The organism is Pseudomonas serboccidentalis (assembly GCF_028830055.1).
Classification (GTDB): Bacteria; Pseudomonadota; Gammaproteobacteria; order Pseudomonadales; family Pseudomonadaceae; genus Aquipseudomonas; species Aquipseudomonas serboccidentalis.
The window spans coordinates 689,559-706,201 of sequence record NZ_CP101655.1 but is presented as its reverse complement, the minus strand read 5'-3'; the positions used below and the strand labels follow the sequence as shown (position 1 = coordinate 706,201).

Below are 16,643 nucleotides of genomic sequence, written 5' to 3'. Positions count from 1 at the left end.
CGCTGTAACGCGCTGCGAGCAAAAGAAAAACTTCAAATCCGCGCCCGACTCTGGTACAAAGTCAGCCGCTCTGAGCGGGTATAGTTTAGTGGCAAAACGAAAGCTTCCCAAGCTTTAGTTGAGGGTTCGATTCCCTCTACCCGCTCCACTCAATTGGGTCTCACGTCGAGGTTATGACGGGGGATGCAGGAACAGAAAAAACCGGCCTTCAGGGCCGGTTTTTTTGTGTCTGGGATTTACCTAGTGGCTCGGACAAGACCTGCAACATACCCATCATCCCGACTCCCCGCCCCAACCTAGACTGGTTCTTGCCACCGAGCCGAACACAGGACGATGACCGTTCGGTGGTTATAGTGTTGATCAAAAAGAATCAGTGGTTATAGCACCCACCAAGCACACCACAAGGAGGTGTTGTGAATAGCCGTTTTTTAATCGGCCAATTCGTCGCAGACGGTTGGTATCTGGTACGGGTCAGAGGCAGTCACCATCACTTCAAACATCCCATCAAACCGGGGATGGTTACAGTCCCGCACCCGAAAAAGGATCTGCTCAAAAAAACGGCCATCCGCATTTTGAAACAGGCGCTGGCTTTCACTCACTCCGCCGACAGCGTCCAGGAGGACTACGAACATGCTTTACCCGATCGCAATTTCAATAGGTGATGAAGAACACGCCTGGGGAGTGGAAGTACCGGACATTCCCGGCTGCTTTTCTGCCGGCGATGATCTGGATGATGCCGTCGCGATGGCTCGCGAGGCCATTGAGGGTCATTTCGAAATTTTGGCCGAGGACGGTGCACCAATCCCACCCGCGAGCAAGCTTGGCGTGCATGTAGCGAACCCCCAATACGCGGGCTGTGCTTGGGCTGTGGTTGATATTGACGTCACCAAATACCTGGGCAAGGCGCAGAAACTCAACATCACACTGCCCGGCTATCTGCTCAACCGCATTGATGAATACGTGCTTCATCACCCGGAAGAGAAAAGCCGTTCGGGATTTCTCGCTTCAGCAGCGTTGAAGGTCTTGCAGCAAGGTTGAATGCGACTCCGGCTCTCCGCTAGCATTTCCTCATCACCCACCACCCTCCCCCTGCGCGGCCATCGACGAATACGCGTTTTCACTTTCGAGGGACTCCATGACGCGGCCACTGTGCCGCTGATGATCGAACTCAAAAGAGCACTTCTCCCATGACGCAAAACATTTATGACGATCCCGAATTTTTCCAGGGTTACAGCCAGATGAATCGCTCCATCGGCGGCCTCGATGCCGCGCCGGAGTGGCCGGCGCTCAAGGCGTTGCTGCCATCGATGCACGACTTGAATGTGGTCGACCTCGGCTGCGGGTATGGCTGGTTCAGCCGCTGGGCCAGTGAACACGGCGCCGCCCATGTGCTGGGGGTGGATGTATCGGAAAAGATGCTGGAGCGGGCGCGCGAAACCACCACGGCTGCGAACATTCGCTACGAACGCGCCGACCTTGAACTTCTCGACTTGCCCGCCTGCAGTTTCGATCTGGCCTACAGCTCGCTGGCATTGCACTACATCAGGGATTTACCGGGGCTGTTCGCTCATCTGTACGCGGCGCTGAAACCCGGTTCACACTTCGTGTTTTCCATTGAGCACCCGGTCTTCATGGCCCCGCGCAATCCGGGCTGGTTGATCGACAGTGACGGGCGCAAGCGCTGGCCGCTGGACAGTTATCAGATGGAAGGTGAGCGGGTGACCAACTGGCTGGCCGACGGGGTGATCAAGCAGCACCGCACGATGGGCACGCTGTTGAATTCGCTGATTGATGCCGGGTTCACAATTCGCCACGTCAACGAATGGGGCCCGAGCGATGCTGAGGTGGCGGCGCAACCGGCGCTGGCTGAAGAACGGGAGCGGCCGATGATGATGTTGGTGGCGGTGCAGCGCTAACTCACGGAATGCGCATTGTGGCGAGGGCGCTTGTTCCCGCTGGGGGCGAAGCACTACGAAGATCTTGGGCCTGCTACGCAGTCCAGCGGGAGCGAGCTCCCTCGCCACAGGATAGGTGTTTGTCTTTAGCGTGTCGCGACGATGAACAACCGCGGAAACGGTAACAGCACCGAACCATCCGCCAACGCCGGATACGCCTCGGCAACCGCCGCCAGATACTCCTGCAGATACTGCCCCCGCTCGTCTTCGCTCAGCGGCTTCAGAAACGGAATCAGGCCACTGCCCTTGAACCACTCCACCACTCCCGCCGCCCCGCCCGACAATTGATGGTGGTAGGTGGTGCGCCACACATCGACCCGTGAACAGTGCGGGCGCAACATCGAGAAGTACTCGCTGGCGCTCGCCATGTCGGTGCGCTGCCCGGCAGCGCCTGCCAGTTTGGCGGCCCATGGGCCGTTGGCGGCGACTTCACGCATCAGTCGATGGGAAGGCTCGTTGAGGTTGTCCGGCATCTGGATCGCCAGGCTGCCGCCGGGGGACAGTTTACCGGCCAGCGCCGGCAGCAGCGTCGCGTGATCCGGCAGCCACTGCAGTACTGCGTTGGCAAAGATCACATCGAACGGACCGGCATCAGCCCAACGGTCGATTTCGGCCACCTCGAACTGCAACTGCGGCAAGCGCTTGCGCGCGGCGTCGATCATGTCCGGCGAGCTGTCCAGGCCACTGACTTTTGCCTGCGCAAAACGCTGTACCAATAGCTCTGTCGAGTTGCCGGGACCACAACCGATATCAACCACCGTTCGCGCTTCGGCCGTGGGGATCGCTGCCAGCAGATCACGGGCCGGGCGAGTGCGTTCATCTTCGAAAGCGACGTATTGTTTGGCGGACCAACTCATGGCGTTCTCCTGTCGGGACATTCCAGCGGTTCGTCACGATACAGGCAGCCCGGCGAGCAGTTCCACAGTGACTCATTGCAAACGGTGTCAGCCAACGTCCTGCTTATCTCGGTTTCGTCGATTGTCATGTAATTTGCGACCGTCCGTCGAGCCAGACAAAAGCGTTTTTGACAGCTAAAAAAATCTACCTATAGTCAATTTGCGGCAGTCGGAAGGAACCCGATTACAGATGCATTCGTGCAAGGAGCGCGGCCTGCCCGTCCCTCATGACCGATGGGTTCCCCCAGTAGTGTGCTCGCAAAAGCCATACGGCAAGCAAGCGTCGTCGTGCCTGGATTGCAGTCCGACGTTCACTATGAAAAAGGAGCATTACCATGTCTCGAGTTACGGATATTCTGGTTTCCATCGACACCGAAACCATTCTGAAAAAGTATCCAAACATCAGCAAGGATCCGAAGAACCCCACGCTGATCGACTGGCATCATGTGTACATGGTCACCAACCAGGACAACGTCGTCAGCGGACAGGCCGGTGGCGAACTGGATCTCAAGGCGCAGGTCGGCGACCTGATCCGATGGCGTGAAACCAGCCTGTCGCAGAGCTTCGAACAGGCGGTGATTTTCTACAAGTTCATCGGCAACGCAGGGGCCGAACTGATCTCCCCACCCTCGCCGCGCAAGGCCACAGCGTGCGTTGCAGTGCCGAATCGCGAAAATCCATCCGTGCCGAGCTGCCAGAAAGTCGATAACCATTACTGGTCATCCGAGACTCTGGACTGTGGCCGCGTGACCTATCACTTCCACTTCCTGATCGTCGACCGCAACTGCCAGATCATCGGCTGCTGCTCGTGGGATCCGTTCATTTCCATCCACAACTGACGATGCGCGAGCCCCTTGGCAACGAGGGGCTCCACCGATCCGATGCCGCCCCGGCCGGAACAGGATGTCTTGCCTTGACCGAAGCGGCCGCCCGTTTGTAGCGACGTCATGAAAGGAATCCATGATGACTTCCGAACCGACCCCGTCCCCCTCAACTACCGCCACCAACGCGCAAAAGGTGTTGCTGATCATCGATGCCGAATCACTGCTTTCGCGCTATCCGACACCCAGCCAGGATCCGGAGAATCCCACGGACGTTGACGATGGATTTGTTTTTTTGGCCATGGGTAACAACCCAAAAAAAATAGTTACAAATGACAGTACAACTAAAGTCCCTGTCGAGATGGACCGTGACATTCATTTTCGCGCAAGAAGCGTCAGCCTGATCGCCGAGCACAGCGTGGTTGTCTACCGCATGACCGTCGATAACAGCAGCGTACTCTCTGCTCCCCAACTGCAAGTTCACACCGGCCTCACCGTCCCTGCACCCAACCCTGAATCTCCGTCCGAGCCTGGTAGCCACAAGGCAGACGACCACTTCTGGACATGCACCCCAAAAGCCCCCGGCACCGCCCAGTGCGAGTTGGGCTTCATGCTGGTCAATCAGCAGTGTGAGGTGGCGGGGTTCTTTCGGTGGCAGGTTGGGGTTGAACTGACGTCCTGAACATACTCATGTCGAAGCCGGTCGCAAGACCGGTTTTTGAGGGACACGCCTGCAAAAAACAGAATTTTCGCAACGCCGTCACTGTCTGAATTTCAGGCAAATCCAATAAGGAACACGGCAATGAAATTCGCGAAGATTTCCCAGAAGCTCGCCCTGTGGGCCGGTAGCCCCAAGACTTTCATGGGGGCGTTGATCCTGATTGGGATGTGGGGGTTGAGCGGGCCGATATTTGATTACAACGACACCTGGCAACTGATCATCAATACCTCGACCACCATCATCACATTCCTGATGGTGTTCCTGATCCAGAACACGCAGAACCGCGACACCGACATCCTGCACCTCAAGCTCGATGAGTTGCTGCGCGTCAACAAGGAAGCGCAGAACGCGATGCTCGGCCTCGAATCGCTGGACCTCAAGCAACTGGAGGCGCTGCGCAAGCATTACCGCAGCCTGGGCGAAAGCGAGGTGTTCAACCTTGATGGGCTGGGGGAAAAGAGCAAGCCGAAGCAGGATCTGAATGACTGTTAGAAGCAGATCAAAAGATCGCAGCTTTCGGCAGCTCCTGCATAGAACGGTGTAGGAGCTGCCGAAGGCTGCGATCTTTTGATTGTGAGTGGAATCAACGGCTGGCTTGCAGCGCCCGAGCCATTTCCAGATGGTTTTGCAGCTTCGGCAAGGTTTCGTCGGCAAATGCCTTGATCTCTGGCACGTCGGTGGTCTGTGCCTCTTGCTGGATCTGCTGGATGGCTTCTTCGGTCGCTTTCACCTGGCTCGCGGCGTAGGCCTGATCGAAGGTTTCACCGTCCTTGACCTGCGGGATCATGGTTTTGGCCTTGTCGGCGATTTCTTCACGGGGAGCGACCGGCAGGTCGAGTTTCTTCGCGATCTTCGCCAGATGCTGGTTGGCCGTGGTGCGGTCATTGATGACGACGATGGTGTAGTCCTTGACCTCTTTGGATTCGGACTTCTGATGCGCCAGGCGACTGGCTTCGATGTCGGCCATGCCTTTGGCCGAAGCATCGTTGATGAAATCGGCAGGCGACTGGGCAGCGGCGCCGCTGGCGAACGCACTGCTGGCGAACAGTCCCAACAACGTGACAAAACTGAAACGACGTACCTGGGTGGCCATCCGGCTCATGGTCGCGCCCTCCTTCTCTTCAAATTCAAGCGGGAGCTTGCGCCCCCGCCTCTCAATCAAAACGACCTCACCGACTACTTCGATTTCTGCGCAGGCTTGCGACCCATTTCGGTTTTCGCAGGCTCTTTATCGACCGTCGTGGTGGTGGTTTTCCCACCCTTGCGACCGGCTTCAGACGCCTTCGTTCGATCGTTGGCAAAGTTTCCCGAGTTCGAGTTTCTTGAATTAGGCATGATTCTCTTCCTCTTGGAGTTGATCGTTGGCGAGCAAGTGCCCGCCTAGATTGAGAATTGCCGGACCGACAAAGGTTTAGAAAAGTTGCCGGCGCCGCGACGAACGGCGCGCAATTTTCAGATATCCATCACCCGATGGTTGAGGCGTTTGGCGGCATACATCGCCTGGTCGGCATGCCGGAACAGTTGTTGTTCCTCGCGGCCATGTTCGGGGTAGCGGGCCACGCCGATACTCGGCTCGATATGCAGGTCATGGCCGTCCAGGCGCATCGGTTGCACCAGCACCTGTCGGATCTTTGCCGCCACGCTGTCGGCGTCTTCGGCGGCGTGCACGCTGTGCAACAGCACCACGAATTCGTCGCCACCAATGCGCGCCACGGTATCGGTATCGCGCACACAGCCCTTGAGCCGACTCGCCACCGTCTGCAGCAGCATGTCGCCGACCGCGTGACCGAAGGTGTCGTTGACCTGCTTGAAGCGATCCAGATCGACGTACAGCAACGCCATGTTCCCCGAGGCATCCCGGGCGCAAGTCAGCGCCGCCTTGAGGCGGTCCTTCAGCAGTTCGCGATTGGGCAACTGGGTCAACTGATCGTACTGCGCCATGCGCTTGAGCCGCGCGTGCAACTGCTGACGCTCGATGGCGGTGGCGACCTGGGCGCAAACGTATTGCAGCAGTTCCTTGTCCTGTTCGGTGTAACGCTCACCGCCCGGCAGGCTTTTGACGATCAGCGCGCCGATGGTGCCGTTTTTCGAGTTCAGCGGCACCCCGAGCCAGCACGGTGAATCCTGTCCGGCCACCAGCGCCGCGAAGTCGGGTGGGGAGTCGGGGCTGTCCGGCGTCAGCAAAATCGGCTGGCCGCTGCGCACGACTTCCGCGCACAGGCGGCCGGTGACGGTGCCCGGTTGCTCAGGCTGCAACTCATGATCGTCGACGTGATAGGGAAATTTCAGCTGCGCGCAGCGCTCGTCGTACAGCGCCACGGAGAAATTCAGCGCCGGCAGCCATTCGCCGATGATCAGGTGAATACGCTTGAACAGCGCCAGCAGGTCTTCGGCCACGTGCGCCGCTTCGGAAATCGCATACAGCGCCGCCTGCCGTGATTCGGCCTGCTTGCGTTCGGTGATGTCGCGGGCCACGGCGATGCGCAGTTGATCGACCTCGGACCAGCGCGCCGACCACAGGATGTGCACGATGCGCCCGTCCTTGCGCACGTAGCGGTTTTCAAAGTTGTGCTTGGGCTCGCCGCCCATGATGTCGCGGGCGGCGGCGAGGGTGCGCTGGCGGTCTGCCGGATGCACCAGTTCGATCATCGGCCGGCCGATCAACTCGTCAGGCGTGTAACCGAAAATGCGCTCGCAAGCCGCACTGACAAAAACGAAACGGCCTTGCTTGTCGACGGCGCAGACGGCGTCCAGCAACAGGTCCATATAACTTGCCAACGGCGCGGAATTTCGGCTTTCCATGGTTCAGCGTGGGTGTCCGGGCTATGCAGCAATAATCCACCATCCCTGACCCTTTTGATCCCGCGTCCATGCATCCAGCGTCAAGCCTTGTTCGGCAGCAATCCCGGCAGCGCATGCACCAGCGCGTTGATCGCAAAACCGATGAACATCACCCCGCACAGGCGCGTGATCATGAGTTCATGGCGTTGATACAGCGTGCGCACCCGTCGGGCACCGACAACCCCAATCAAAATAGCGTAAGCCAGCAATCCGCCGAGAAAGCTCAGGGCGATCAGCGCTGGCAGCATCGACCAGTTGAGCAGTTCGGCGCGGCTCGACAGCAGCGCGGTAAAGGTCGCCACCGCCACCGGGTAGGCCTTGGGATTGGTCAGGCCGAACAGGATGCCGTGCCAGAACGGCTGGCGCGCCGCGCCCTGCGGCTGATCATCGCTGCGCCGCTGGGCCCGCACCGCCCGCCAGCCGAGCCAGAACAGGTACAAGCCGCTGAGTACACCGAGCACATCGAACGCGGTGCTGCCGATCTCCCGGGCGCCGACGATCGCAATCAACGCGGTGCTGCACCAGACCACATCGCCGAGCAGGTGTCCACAGAGAAACCCCGCCCCGGCCCGCCGCCCGTGCGCCGCGCCGATGCCGAACACCGCCAGCACCCCCGGCCCCGGCGTGATGCCATAGATGAAACCCGAAGCCAGAACGGCCATAAGCAGCGATGGAGTCATGAAATACCTGCAGGCGCCAGCACAAATGATGGCCAGTCTATATCAGCGCAATGTGTCTGTTCACGACTCGTCGTAAAAACGCATGCCCGCATACGGTTTCAACCGACAGGCTACCAGTCGCGATGCCAAATCGCCGACGTGGGCTTCGAGCTTGTGCCCGTCCGGGTCAAGAAAGTAGAACGACGCACCTTCGCTGCGGTTGTCGCGCCATTCCCGCACGTTGGCCGCTTTCAGCTTTTGAGTGAACGCCGGAAAATCCGCCTGATCGAGGCTGAAGGCGTAATGCGTGTAGTCGACGGATGGTTCGGCGCCGCGCTGCGCATCCAGCGACAGACACAACCACAGCCCCGGCAGCGACAGGTAGGCACCGGCATCCCACGTGGCTTCGACGCGCAGATTCAGCACATCGCGATAGAACGCCAGGCTGCGGGGCAAGTCGCTGACGGCGAGGGTCAGGTGGTTGAGGCCGGTGAGCATGGGGTCAGTAACCTCTGAGGTCTTCAGGGACGTTGTACTGTTGGCCATCGTACGTCAGGGTGATCTGCTTTTTCTTCAGCTCGGTGGTTTTCGAAACGCACTGACTTGCGGATTGAGTGTTTTTCATTTTGCTGCCGCTGGTGGTGACGATCAGATCGGCGAAACCATTGTGGCTCGATGGAGCGATCTCGAGCGTCCTGCGGATTTTTTTGCTGTAGCCCTCGCAGTCATTCATGAACTCACCGTTGTCCTTGAACACCACCAGGCCTTCAAGCACCGGGCGCAGGCTGTCACCTTCGCGCACATACAGCGCCAGATCAGTCTTCTCGTAGGGAATGGCATGGGAACTGTGCACGAATTTCGCTCGCAACCCAAAAGCCCGGACGTCCGGCGTCAGTCGGTAGCGCGCCGTATCAATGCGCACATCGTCCAGCTGCACAGCATCGGAGTTATAGGCGCCCGGCTTATGGTAGGTGGCGATCGGTTTGGCGTTGCTCGCATTGAGTATCGCCAGATCCAGATCGAACACCCCGGCATCGTCCCCACCGGAATCGGCGAGGTAGGTGGACTTGACCGAGATCGCCTGACTCGGGAACGCCGGCCAGACGTTGCAGCGCGACATGGATTTGCCGTCGAAACTCTTGGTGGTGCACGCGGCCTGGGCTTGGGTGGTGATGGCCAGCAATGTGAAAGCCAAGAGGAACGTGTTTTTGAAGGTCATGTTTCTTCCTTGATAAATGTCTGGTGCGCGGCTGTTAGACGAATGGCACCCAGGTTCAAGTATGACGCTGTAGTATGTTGCACTACAAACCACTACACCGAGACCATCATGTCCGTCATGTCTTTGCGTCTTCCCGATGAAATTGCCGACACCCTCGCCAACCTCGCCAAGGCGACCGGGCGTAGCAAGTCTTATCTGGCAGTGGATGCGCTTCGCGAGTATCTCGCGCGGGAAGCCTGGCAAATCGAAGAGATCCAGCAAGCGTTGAAAGAAGCCGACGCCGGAGACTTCGCTTCTGCCGATGAAGTCAGCACCATCGCCAACAAATGGAATGCCAATGCGCGTTGAGTGGCTACGTACCGCGCTAAAAAATCTCGATGACGAAGCGGCCTACATCGCGATTGAAAATCCGAAAGCTGCTTCAGAGTTCGTCCAAGCCATCCTCGACTGCGTCGATCATCTCGCCCGATTTCCTGCCTCCGGACGCGAGGGGCGTCTGGCCGGAACAAGAGAATGGGCGCTACCTGATCGCCCCTATCTGATTCCATACCGGGTTCGTCAGGGCCGACTCCAGGTTCTGCGCATATTCCATACTCGCCGGCTTCCTCCCAGCATGTGGTAATGGATACTCAAGCATCACTCCTCATCCCCTCCTCAATCCTGCGATTCAACCAGTTCAACGCCTGATCCGCCCCTCGTCGCTTGTGCCATGCCAACACAAAGGTGAACGGCGCGATCTCGAACGGTGGTGGCAACACAATCAGTTCCTGCTGATCGATCTCACGCACACTGCGCGACGACACGGTGAGGATCAAATCGGTACCGCTGATCAGCTCTGGCGCGACGTTCCAGTGCGGCAGGCTGATGGCGACGCGGCGGCGCTCGCGCAGTGAGGTCAGCGCCCGTTCGATTTCCGGGGTGCCGCTGCCGCGCATTTCCAGCAAGACGTGCGGGCGCGACAGGTACGTCGGCAGATCCAGAACCCCATCGGCCGGCAAGGTGCGGCGATCCAGCAGGCAGACGTAGCGCTCCTCGAACAGCGGCGTGCTGCGCAACTCGTTGGGCATTTCCGGAAACACGCCGGCGGCCACATCGATATCGCCGTTGAGCACGCCTTCCAGCATGCCTTCGCGGCTGGCGTGGCTGATTTGCAGGTCGATGCCCGGGGCTTCGCGGCGCAGGGTGCGAATCAGCCCGGGCAGGATGATCGCTGCGCCGTAGTCGGACATCGCCATGCGAAAGGTCCGCCGCGCGCTGGATGGGTCGAAGGCGTTCGGCGCCAGCAGCGATTGCACTTGGGCCAGCGCTTCGGCCAGCGGCGCAACCAGCTCCAGCGCTCGCGCCGTGGGCACCAGAGTCGAGCCGGCACGCACCAGCAGTGGATCGCCAAGCACGTCGCGCAATCGCGCCAACGCATGACTGACCGCCGGCTGGCTCAGGTGCAGACGCTCGGCGGCGCGGGTGACGTGCTGCTCGCTGAGCAAGGCGTCGAGGATCACCAGCAGATTGAGGTCGATACGGCGCAGATCATTCATCTTGTGCATGTTCTGAATGACAAAACGGAATTTAAATCTGCTCGACGAATACCTTAGAGTCCAGCAAAACCTGTTGGAGATTGACCATGAGTACGTTGCAGTGGACCGGTTTGTTGTTGCTGGCCGCGTTTGCCGGGGCGGTGGTGCCGTTCCAGAGTGCGATCAACAGCAATCTGGCGCGCGGGCTCGGGCATCCGCTGTGGGCGACTTTGGCCTCGTTGCTGGTGAGTGTTCTGGTGCTGCTGCCGGTGATTCTGGCGTTGCGCCTGCCGCTGCCGTCACTGGAATCCATCAACAAGGCACCGTTGTGGATGTGGGCTGGCGGTGCGTTTGGCGTGTGCTTTGTCGCGCTGGCGGTGATGTTGCTGCCCAGGCTCGGCGCGTCGGGGTTTGTCGCGTTGGCGTTGGCCGGGCAGGTGATCGCGTCGATGGTGCTCGATCACTTCGGGTGGTTCGGCCTGGTGGAGAAACAGCTGACGGTGTCGCGGGTGTTGGGGGCGTTGTTGCTGATTGGCGGGGTGGTGTTGATTCAGTTTGGAGGGGTGTTTGAGAGGGAGGCGGCGGTTGGTTAATCCAGATAGTGACTCAATGTCTGGAAGTCAGTCATCGCAAGCAGGCTCACTCCTACAGTTGGAATGCGTTCCCCTGTAGGAGTGAGCCTGCTCGCGATGGCGTCAGAAGTGACGCCGCAAATCTCAGAACTTGTCGAGGCTGTACCCTTTCAAAACGCGTTGCGGAAAATCTCCTCGATCTGCCGCTGATCCGCCGCTCGCGGGTTGGTCAGGCCGCACGCATCTTTCAGCGCATTGATGGCAAGCACCGGGATGTCGCTGAGCTTGGCGCCGAGTTCGCGCAGGCCGCCAGGAATGTCGACATCCTTGGCCAGGCAGCGAATTGCGTTGATCGCCGCCTGTGCGCCCTCTTCCGGGCTGAAACCGCGAACGTCCGCGCCCATCGCATGGGCCACGTCAGTCAGGCGTTCGGCGCAGACCAGCGCGTTGAAGGTCTGCACATGCGGCAGCAACACGGCGTTGCACACGCCATGGGGCAAGTCGTAGAAACCGCCCAACTGGTGCGCCATCGCGTGCACGTAGCCGAGCGACGCATTGTTGAACGCCATGCCGGCGAGGAACTGCGCATAAGCCATGTTCTCCCGCGCCGCGAGGTCGCTGCCGTCACGCACAGCCAAACGCAGGTTGTTGCTGATCAAGGTCATGGCCTTCAGCGCACAGGCGTCGGTGATCGGGTTGGCCGCAGTCGAAACGTAGGCTTCAATGGCGTGGGTCAGCGCGTCCATGCCGGTGGCGGCAGTCAGGCTTTTCGGCATGGCGACCATCAGCGCCGGGTCATTGACCGACAGCAGCGGCGTGACGTTGCGGTCGACGATGGCCATTTTCACGTGGCGCGATTCGTCGGTGATGATGCAGAAACGCGTCATCTCGCTGGCGGTGCCGGCGGTGGTATTGATGGCGATCAGCGGCAGTTGCGGCTTGCTCGATTGATCGACGCCTTCGTAGTCGCGGATCTGCCCGCCATTGGTCGCACACAGCGCAATGCCCTTGGCGCAGTCGTGGGGCGAACCACCGCCCAGCGACACCACGAAATCGCAGCGGCTTTCCTTGAGCAGCCCCAGCCCGGACTCAACGTTGGCAATGCTCGGGTTCGGTTTGGCGCCATCGAAGATCACTGAGTCGATGTCCTGCATCGCCAGTTTCTCGGCAAGCATGGTGGCCACGCCGGCCTTGGCCAGCCCGGTGTCGGTGACGATCAGCGCCTTGCGAAACCCGTAGTTGCGAATCGCAACCATGGCTTCGTCGAGGCATCCATTGCCCATGATGTTTACGGCCGGAATGAAAAAGGTGCTGCTCATGCGCGTCTCCTGACAAGGGCCGAATCGACTGCTCCGATACGGCGGATGTGCACAGGATCGACCGATCGGTCACGTCCGATGTTGATCTGGCTCAATGCCCGCTCGTGATAAAGTCGCCGTCCATCCGCCCTTTGTTTTGAGACTGCCCACGCAATGACCGATTTTCTGGATGTCGACGCCACCCTCGAAGACTGGAGCGCCCTGCGCGCCACCGCCGACTTCAATGGTCTGCTGGTGGGCAATGGCGCCAGCCGCGCGGTGTGGGACGACTTCGGCTACGACTCGCTGTTTGAAAACGCGCGCACGGTGGAAGAGAAACCGCTGAGCCCGTCGGAACTGAGCGTGTTCGACGCGATGCAGACACGCAGCTTCGAGCAAGTGCTCGGCGCGCTGAAAACCACCAGCCGGGTCAACAAGGCGCTGGCCGTCAGCTCGGCCGCACCGCGCAATCGCTACTACGCGATCAAGGAAGCGCTGATCAACACCGTGCACGCGGTGCACATCCCGTGGCGGCTGGTGCAGGCCACAACGCTGGCGACGCTCAACGAAGAACTGGCGCGCTATCGCACGGTGTTCACCACCAATTACGACCTGCTCAATTACTGGGCGATCCAGCACCAGAGCGAGGCCATCGACGACCTGTTCAACGGTCCCGACGCCAGTTTCGACCTGAGCGAAAACACCAGCGCCAAACCGCGTCTGCTGTACCTGCACGGCGGCCTGCACCTGGTGCGCAATCAGGACGGCACCGCGCGCAAACTGACCTCGACCGAGGGCACCCTGCTCGGCAGTTTCGCGATCAACAACACGATCAAGACGCTGGACGATGTGCCGCTGTTCGTCAACGAAGGGCCGAGCGCAGACAAGCTCAAGACTATCCGCAGCTCGGATTATCTGTCGTTCTGCTATGAGCAGTTACTGGGGCATGGCGACAGTCTGTGCATCTTCGGCCATGCCTTGGGCGAGCAGGACGCTCATATTGTGCGCGCCTTGCGGTTGGCGAAACCGAAGACCGTGGCGATCTCGATTTATCCGCGCAGTGCGGCGTTCATTCAGCATCAGAAGCGGCATTACGCGAAGGTGTTTGAAGGGACTGGGGTTGCGTTGCGGTTCTTTGATTCGAAGACGCATGCGTTGGGGAATCCGGAGCTTTCGGTTCCCGTCGAGGTTTAAAACAAGATCAAAAGATCGCAGCCTTCGGCAGCTCCTACATTAGTTGGAATGCGTTCCCCCTGTAGGAGCTGCCGAAGGCTGCGATCTTTTGATTTGTTGCTTCATTCTTCGGCGCTGTGCACCACCACCAGCAACTGCGCCTGCACCTCGCCCACCGACCTGATCCGGTGTGGCTTCTGCGCGTTGAAGTGCAGCGCATCGCCACGCTCCAGCAGCACCCGCTCGTTCATGAAATCCACTTCCACCTGCCCTTCGTGGACGAACAGAAACTCCTCGCCCATATGCTCCTTGAAGGTCTTGTCGGTGAATTCGCTCGGCGGGTAGATGATGAACGGCAGCAGGTTGCGTTCGCTGACCTGATGCGCCAGCACCGCATACCCGGGGCTCTGATCGTTGGCCGCCAGTGACTGGCGTTCGTGGCTGCGCACCAGGCTGTAGCTGTCGAGGCTGACGTTGTCCTCGGAGAACAGTTCTTCAACCTTCACGTTCAGTGCTTTCGCCAGTTTCAGCGCGGCAGCGATCGACGGGGTGTTCAACCCACGCTCGACTTTCGACAGGTAACTCTTGGTCATGCCGGATTTTTCGGCCAGAGCCTCAAGCGTTACCCCAAGTTTTTTTCTCAATAATTTCAAACGGATAGACATGCGCAGCGGTTATTCCATCGAGGAAGCGACGATTTGTGCTTGCCAATGACACTTTGTGTCATATAGCCTCTTTCGTGTCATTTGCACTCACCCAAAGGACACAGACATGGCCAAGACATTAGCACTACCTAAAGAACAACTGGTCAAGCAAGCGCTGACCCAGATGCAAAAAAGCCTGGCGGATAATACGTGGACTGACCGGCAAAAGCTGGCGCTGACCTGCCGGATCCTGTTCGAATGCGGTCACGATTCCGGTCTGGCCGGACAGATCACAGCGCGCGGCCCGCAACCCGGCACCTATTACACTCAGCAACTGGGCCTGGGTTTCGATGAAATCACCGCGAGCAATCTGCTACTGGTCAACGAAGACCTGGAAGTGCTCGAAGGGCACGGCATGGCCAACCCGGCCAACCGTTTCCACAGTTGGGTCTACCGCGCCCGGCCGGACGTGAACTGCATCATCCACACGCACCCGACGCACATTGCCGCGCTGTCGATGCTGGAAGTGCCGCTGCAGATTTCCCACATGGACCTGTGCCCGCTGTACGACGACTGCGCGTTTCTCGAAGGCTGGCCGGGGGTACCGGTGGGTAACGAAGAAGGCGAACTGATCGCTGGAGCACTGGGCGACAAGCGCGCGATTCTGCTCTCGCACCACGGCCAGCTGTCGACCGGCACCACGATTGAAGAAGCCTGTGTCATCGCCCAACTGATCGAGCGCGCCGCCAGGCTGCAATTGCTGGCGATGGCGGCCGGCGAGATCAAGCCGATCATTCCGGCGTTGGGGCGCGAGGCCCATGACTGGGTGTCGAAGCCCAAACGCCACGCCGCCGCTTTCAACTACTACGCTCGGCAGAACCTGCGCCAACACGCCGATTGCCTGAACTGATTTCAGCTTTTTCCGGAGACTTATCATGTCCAACATTCACGGCATCATCGGCTACACCATCACCCCGTTCGGCGCCAACGGCGAAGGCCTCGACCTGCCTGCCCTCGGCCAATCGATCGATCGCCTGATCGACAGCGGCGTCCACGCCATCGCCCCGCTGGGCAGCACCGGCGAAGGCGCCTACCTGAGTGACGCCGAGTGGGATCAAGTCGCCGAGTTCAGCATCAAGCACGTCGCCAAACGGGTGCCGACCATCGTCAGCGTGTCCGATCTGACCACCGCCAAAGCCATCCGCCGCGCACGCTTCGCCGAAGCCCACGGCGCTGACGTGGTGATGGTGTTGCCAGCCTCGTACTGGAAGCTCAGCGACGCGGAGATTCTTGCTCACTACCGTGCGATCGGCGACAGCATCGGCGTGCCGATCATGCTCTACAACAACCCGGCCACCAGCGGCACCGACATGTCGGTGGAGCTGATTCTGCGCATCGTCAACGGCGTGGAAAACGTGACCATGGTCAAGGAGAGTACCGGCGACATTCAGCGCATGCACAAGCTGCAATTGCTCGGCGAAAGTCAGGTGCCGTTCTACAACGGCTGCAATCCGCTGGCGCTGGAGGCGTTTGCCGCCGGGGCCAAGGGTTGGTGCACCGCCGCGCCGAACCTGATCCCGCAACTGAACCTTGACCTGTACGCCGCATCGTTGGCAGGTGATCTGGACCGTGCGCGCGAACTGTTCTATCGCCAGTTGCCGCTGCTGGACTTCATTCTCAAGGGCGGTTTGCCGGCGACGATCAAGGCTGGATTGTGTCAGACGGGGCTTGAAGTGGGCGATCCACGCTTGCCGGTGTTCCCGTTGAGTGAGGCAGGGCAAGGTCAGTTGCAAGCGATCCTCAAGACCCTGCGCTGATCTCAGGCAAAACAAAAAACCTGTAGGAGCTGTCGAGTGAAACGAGGCTGCGATCTTTTGATCCTGATCTTTACAATCAAAGATCAAAAGATCGCAGCGTGCCGCAGCGCCTACAGAGGGATGTGCTGGATTCAGAGCACCGGCAACGTCTTGTCCTTGATCGTTTTGCTCGGCCCGTTGGTCTTGACGCTGGCAATGCCTTTGTCGCACGCCGCCTCCGACGAATAGGATTCGCTGCTACCGATGATCTGGTGGTTGGCGGCCTTGAGGTTGAAGTAAGGATGGCCATCCTTGGTGGTCTTTTTCTCGTAGCGTTCATCCAGCGGGCTGTTGGTCTGCACCGAGGCAATGCCGTTGTCGGCTGCCGCGCGGGTGGTGTAGAGCTCGCTGGTGAGAATGGTTTCGGCGTTGGCGGCCTTCAGCACAAACCTGAACTGACCGTTGCTGCTTTTGCTCACTTCGTACCATCCGGACATGCTCGTTTCTCCTTGGCGATTGAGAGGTTTCGCGCTT

General features: G+C 59.5%; 22 protein-coding genes, 1 tRNA gene and 1 pseudogene. 13 read left to right on the top strand and 11 right to left on the bottom strand.

The features are described 5' to 3' along the window. Positions 1–74 precede the first annotated feature (74 nt). The 4 genes and pseudogenes from NN484_RS03200 to NN484_RS03185 all read left to right on the top strand — a co-directional run bounded on the left by NN484_RS03200 (position 75) and on the right by NN484_RS03185 (position 1,916). Positions 75–148: transfer RNA gene (locus NN484_RS03200), tRNA-Gly, on the top strand. A gap of 265 nt (positions 149–413) precedes the next feature. Beyond that, a pseudogene (locus NN484_RS03195) lies at positions 414–587 on the top strand (type II toxin-antitoxin system HicA family toxin); the annotation flags it as partial. A gap of 43 nt (positions 588–630) precedes the next feature. Next, positions 631–1,038 carry a type II toxin-antitoxin system HicB family antitoxin gene (locus NN484_RS03190; RefSeq protein WP_047292246.1) on the top strand — a complete coding sequence of 136 codons (408 nt, stop codon included), beginning with the start codon at positions 631–633 and terminating at the stop codon, positions 1,036–1,038. A gap of 149 nt (positions 1,039–1,187) precedes the next feature. Then, positions 1,188–1,916 carry a class I SAM-dependent methyltransferase gene (locus NN484_RS03185; protein ID WP_274658564.1) on the top strand — a complete coding sequence of 243 codons (729 nt, stop codon included), beginning with the start codon at positions 1,188–1,190 and terminating at the stop codon, positions 1,914–1,916. Between the two features lie 125 nt (positions 1,917–2,041). On the opposite strand, the gene tam is transcribed toward NN484_RS03185, so the two are convergent. After that, positions 2,042–2,812, bottom strand: coding sequence for a trans-aconitate 2-methyltransferase (gene tam, locus NN484_RS03180; RefSeq protein WP_274658563.1), 771 nt, complete (start codon positions 2,810–2,812; stop codon positions 2,042–2,044). Positions 2,813–3,186: 374 nt separating this feature from the next. On the opposite strand from tam, the gene NN484_RS03175 reads away from it, so the two are divergent. The 3 genes from NN484_RS03175 (at position 3,187) to NN484_RS03165 (ending at position 4,885) form a co-directional block, all read left to right on the top strand. Continuing rightward, positions 3,187–3,690, top strand: coding sequence for an inclusion body family protein (locus tag NN484_RS03175; RefSeq protein ID WP_215501539.1), 504 nt, complete (start codon positions 3,187–3,189; stop codon positions 3,688–3,690). A 124-nt stretch (positions 3,691–3,814) separates the two neighbouring features. Continuing rightward, a complete protein-coding gene (locus NN484_RS03170) occupies positions 3,815–4,354 on the top strand; it encodes an AidA/PixA family protein (protein WP_274658562.1) in 540 nt (179 codons plus the stop codon). Between the two features lie 120 nt (positions 4,355–4,474). Further along, on the top strand, positions 4,475–4,885 hold the full coding sequence (locus NN484_RS03165; protein WP_127649718.1) for a low affinity iron permease family protein: 411 nt from the start codon (positions 4,475–4,477) through the stop codon (positions 4,883–4,885). A 91-nt stretch (positions 4,886–4,976) separates the two neighbouring features. Here NN484_RS03165 and NN484_RS03160 read toward each other — a convergent pair whose 3' ends face one another. The 6 genes from NN484_RS03160 to NN484_RS03135 form a co-directional block, all read right to left on the bottom strand. Then, positions 4,977–5,495, bottom strand: coding sequence for a DUF4142 domain-containing protein (locus NN484_RS03160; protein ID WP_215501537.1), 519 nt, complete (start codon positions 5,493–5,495; stop codon positions 4,977–4,979). A gap of 74 nt (positions 5,496–5,569) precedes the next feature. Continuing rightward, the gene (locus NN484_RS03155) at positions 5,570–5,728 is read right to left on the bottom strand and encodes a KGG domain-containing protein (RefSeq protein ID WP_003222499.1); all 159 of its coding nucleotides are present in this window, start codon (positions 5,726–5,728) and stop codon (positions 5,570–5,572) included. A 117-nt stretch (positions 5,729–5,845) separates the two neighbouring features. Continuing rightward, positions 5,846–7,195, bottom strand: a complete 1,350-nt coding sequence (locus NN484_RS03150) for a sensor domain-containing protein (protein WP_274658561.1) — start codon at positions 7,193–7,195, stop codon at positions 5,846–5,848. 80 nt (positions 7,196–7,275) lie between these two features. Next, complete coding sequence (locus tag NN484_RS03145; protein ID WP_086792039.1) at positions 7,276–7,914, bottom strand: LysE family translocator; 639 nt, start codon at positions 7,912–7,914, stop codon at positions 7,276–7,278. Positions 7,915–7,974: 60 nt separating this feature from the next. Further along, the gene (gene fos, locus NN484_RS03140; protein ID WP_274658560.1) at positions 7,975–8,391 is read right to left on the bottom strand and encodes a fosfomycin resistance glutathione transferase; all 417 of its coding nucleotides are present in this window, start codon (positions 8,389–8,391) and stop codon (positions 7,975–7,977) included. A 4-nt stretch (positions 8,392–8,395) separates the two neighbouring features. Then, complete coding sequence (locus NN484_RS03135; protein WP_215501534.1) at positions 8,396–9,112, bottom strand: PA3715 family protein; 717 nt, start codon at positions 9,110–9,112, stop codon at positions 8,396–8,398. A 108-nt stretch (positions 9,113–9,220) separates the two neighbouring features. Here NN484_RS03135 and relB point away from each other — a divergent pair, with 108 nt between their 5' ends. Continuing rightward, complete coding sequence (relB, locus tag NN484_RS03130; RefSeq protein ID WP_215501533.1) at positions 9,221–9,460, top strand: type II toxin-antitoxin system RelB family antitoxin; 240 nt, start codon at positions 9,221–9,223, stop codon at positions 9,458–9,460. Next, complete coding sequence (locus NN484_RS03125) at positions 9,450–9,734, top strand: type II toxin-antitoxin system RelE/ParE family toxin (protein ID WP_274658559.1); 285 nt, start codon at positions 9,450–9,452, stop codon at positions 9,732–9,734. The genes relB and NN484_RS03125 overlap by 11 nt, the downstream gene beginning before the upstream one ends. Before the next feature lie 7 nt (positions 9,735–9,741). Here NN484_RS03125 and NN484_RS03120 read toward each other — a convergent pair whose 3' ends face one another. Then, the gene (locus tag NN484_RS03120; protein WP_274658558.1) at positions 9,742–10,656 is read right to left on the bottom strand and encodes a LysR family transcriptional regulator; all 915 of its coding nucleotides are present in this window, start codon (positions 10,654–10,656) and stop codon (positions 9,742–9,744) included. Positions 10,657–10,733: 77 nt separating this feature from the next. Here NN484_RS03120 and NN484_RS03115 point away from each other — a divergent pair, with 77 nt between their 5' ends. Continuing rightward, entirely contained in the window at positions 10,734–11,219 is a 486-nt protein-coding gene (locus tag NN484_RS03115; RefSeq protein ID WP_215501530.1) for a DMT family transporter, read from the top strand. 149 nt (positions 11,220–11,368) lie between these two features. Here the strand turns inward: NN484_RS03115 and yiaY are convergent, their stop codons facing one another. Continuing rightward, positions 11,369–12,517 carry an L-threonine dehydrogenase gene (gene yiaY, locus NN484_RS03110; RefSeq protein ID WP_215501529.1) on the bottom strand — a complete coding sequence of 383 codons (1,149 nt, stop codon included), beginning with the start codon at positions 12,515–12,517 and terminating at the stop codon, positions 11,369–11,371. Positions 12,518–12,670: 153 nt separating this feature from the next. On the opposite strand from yiaY, the gene NN484_RS03105 reads away from it, so the two are divergent. Next, entirely contained in the window at positions 12,671–13,690 is a 1,020-nt protein-coding gene (locus tag NN484_RS03105; RefSeq protein ID WP_274658557.1) for a DUF4917 family protein, read from the top strand. Positions 13,691–13,791: 101 nt separating this feature from the next. On the opposite strand, the gene NN484_RS03100 is transcribed toward NN484_RS03105, so the two are convergent. Further along, positions 13,792–14,334, bottom strand: coding sequence for a helix-turn-helix domain-containing protein (locus NN484_RS03100; protein WP_127649707.1), 543 nt, complete (start codon positions 14,332–14,334; stop codon positions 13,792–13,794). 106 nt (positions 14,335–14,440) lie between these two features. Here NN484_RS03100 and NN484_RS03095 point away from each other — a divergent pair, with 106 nt between their 5' ends. Together NN484_RS03095 and NN484_RS03090 are read left to right on the top strand one after the other, a co-directional pair. Then, the gene (locus tag NN484_RS03095) at positions 14,441–15,223 is read left to right on the top strand and encodes an aldolase (RefSeq protein WP_274658556.1); all 783 of its coding nucleotides are present in this window, start codon (positions 14,441–14,443) and stop codon (positions 15,221–15,223) included. 22 nt (positions 15,224–15,245) lie between these two features. Beyond that, positions 15,246–16,130: a dihydrodipicolinate synthase family protein gene (locus NN484_RS03090; protein WP_274659274.1), complete on the top strand. Its 885-nt coding sequence runs from the start codon at positions 15,246–15,248 to the stop codon at positions 16,128–16,130. Between the two features lie 131 nt (positions 16,131–16,261). On the opposite strand, the gene NN484_RS03085 is transcribed toward NN484_RS03090, so the two are convergent. Continuing rightward, complete coding sequence (locus NN484_RS03085; RefSeq protein WP_215501526.1) at positions 16,262–16,606, bottom strand: YegP family protein; 345 nt, start codon at positions 16,604–16,606, stop codon at positions 16,262–16,264. Positions 16,607–16,643 lie beyond the last annotated feature (37 nt).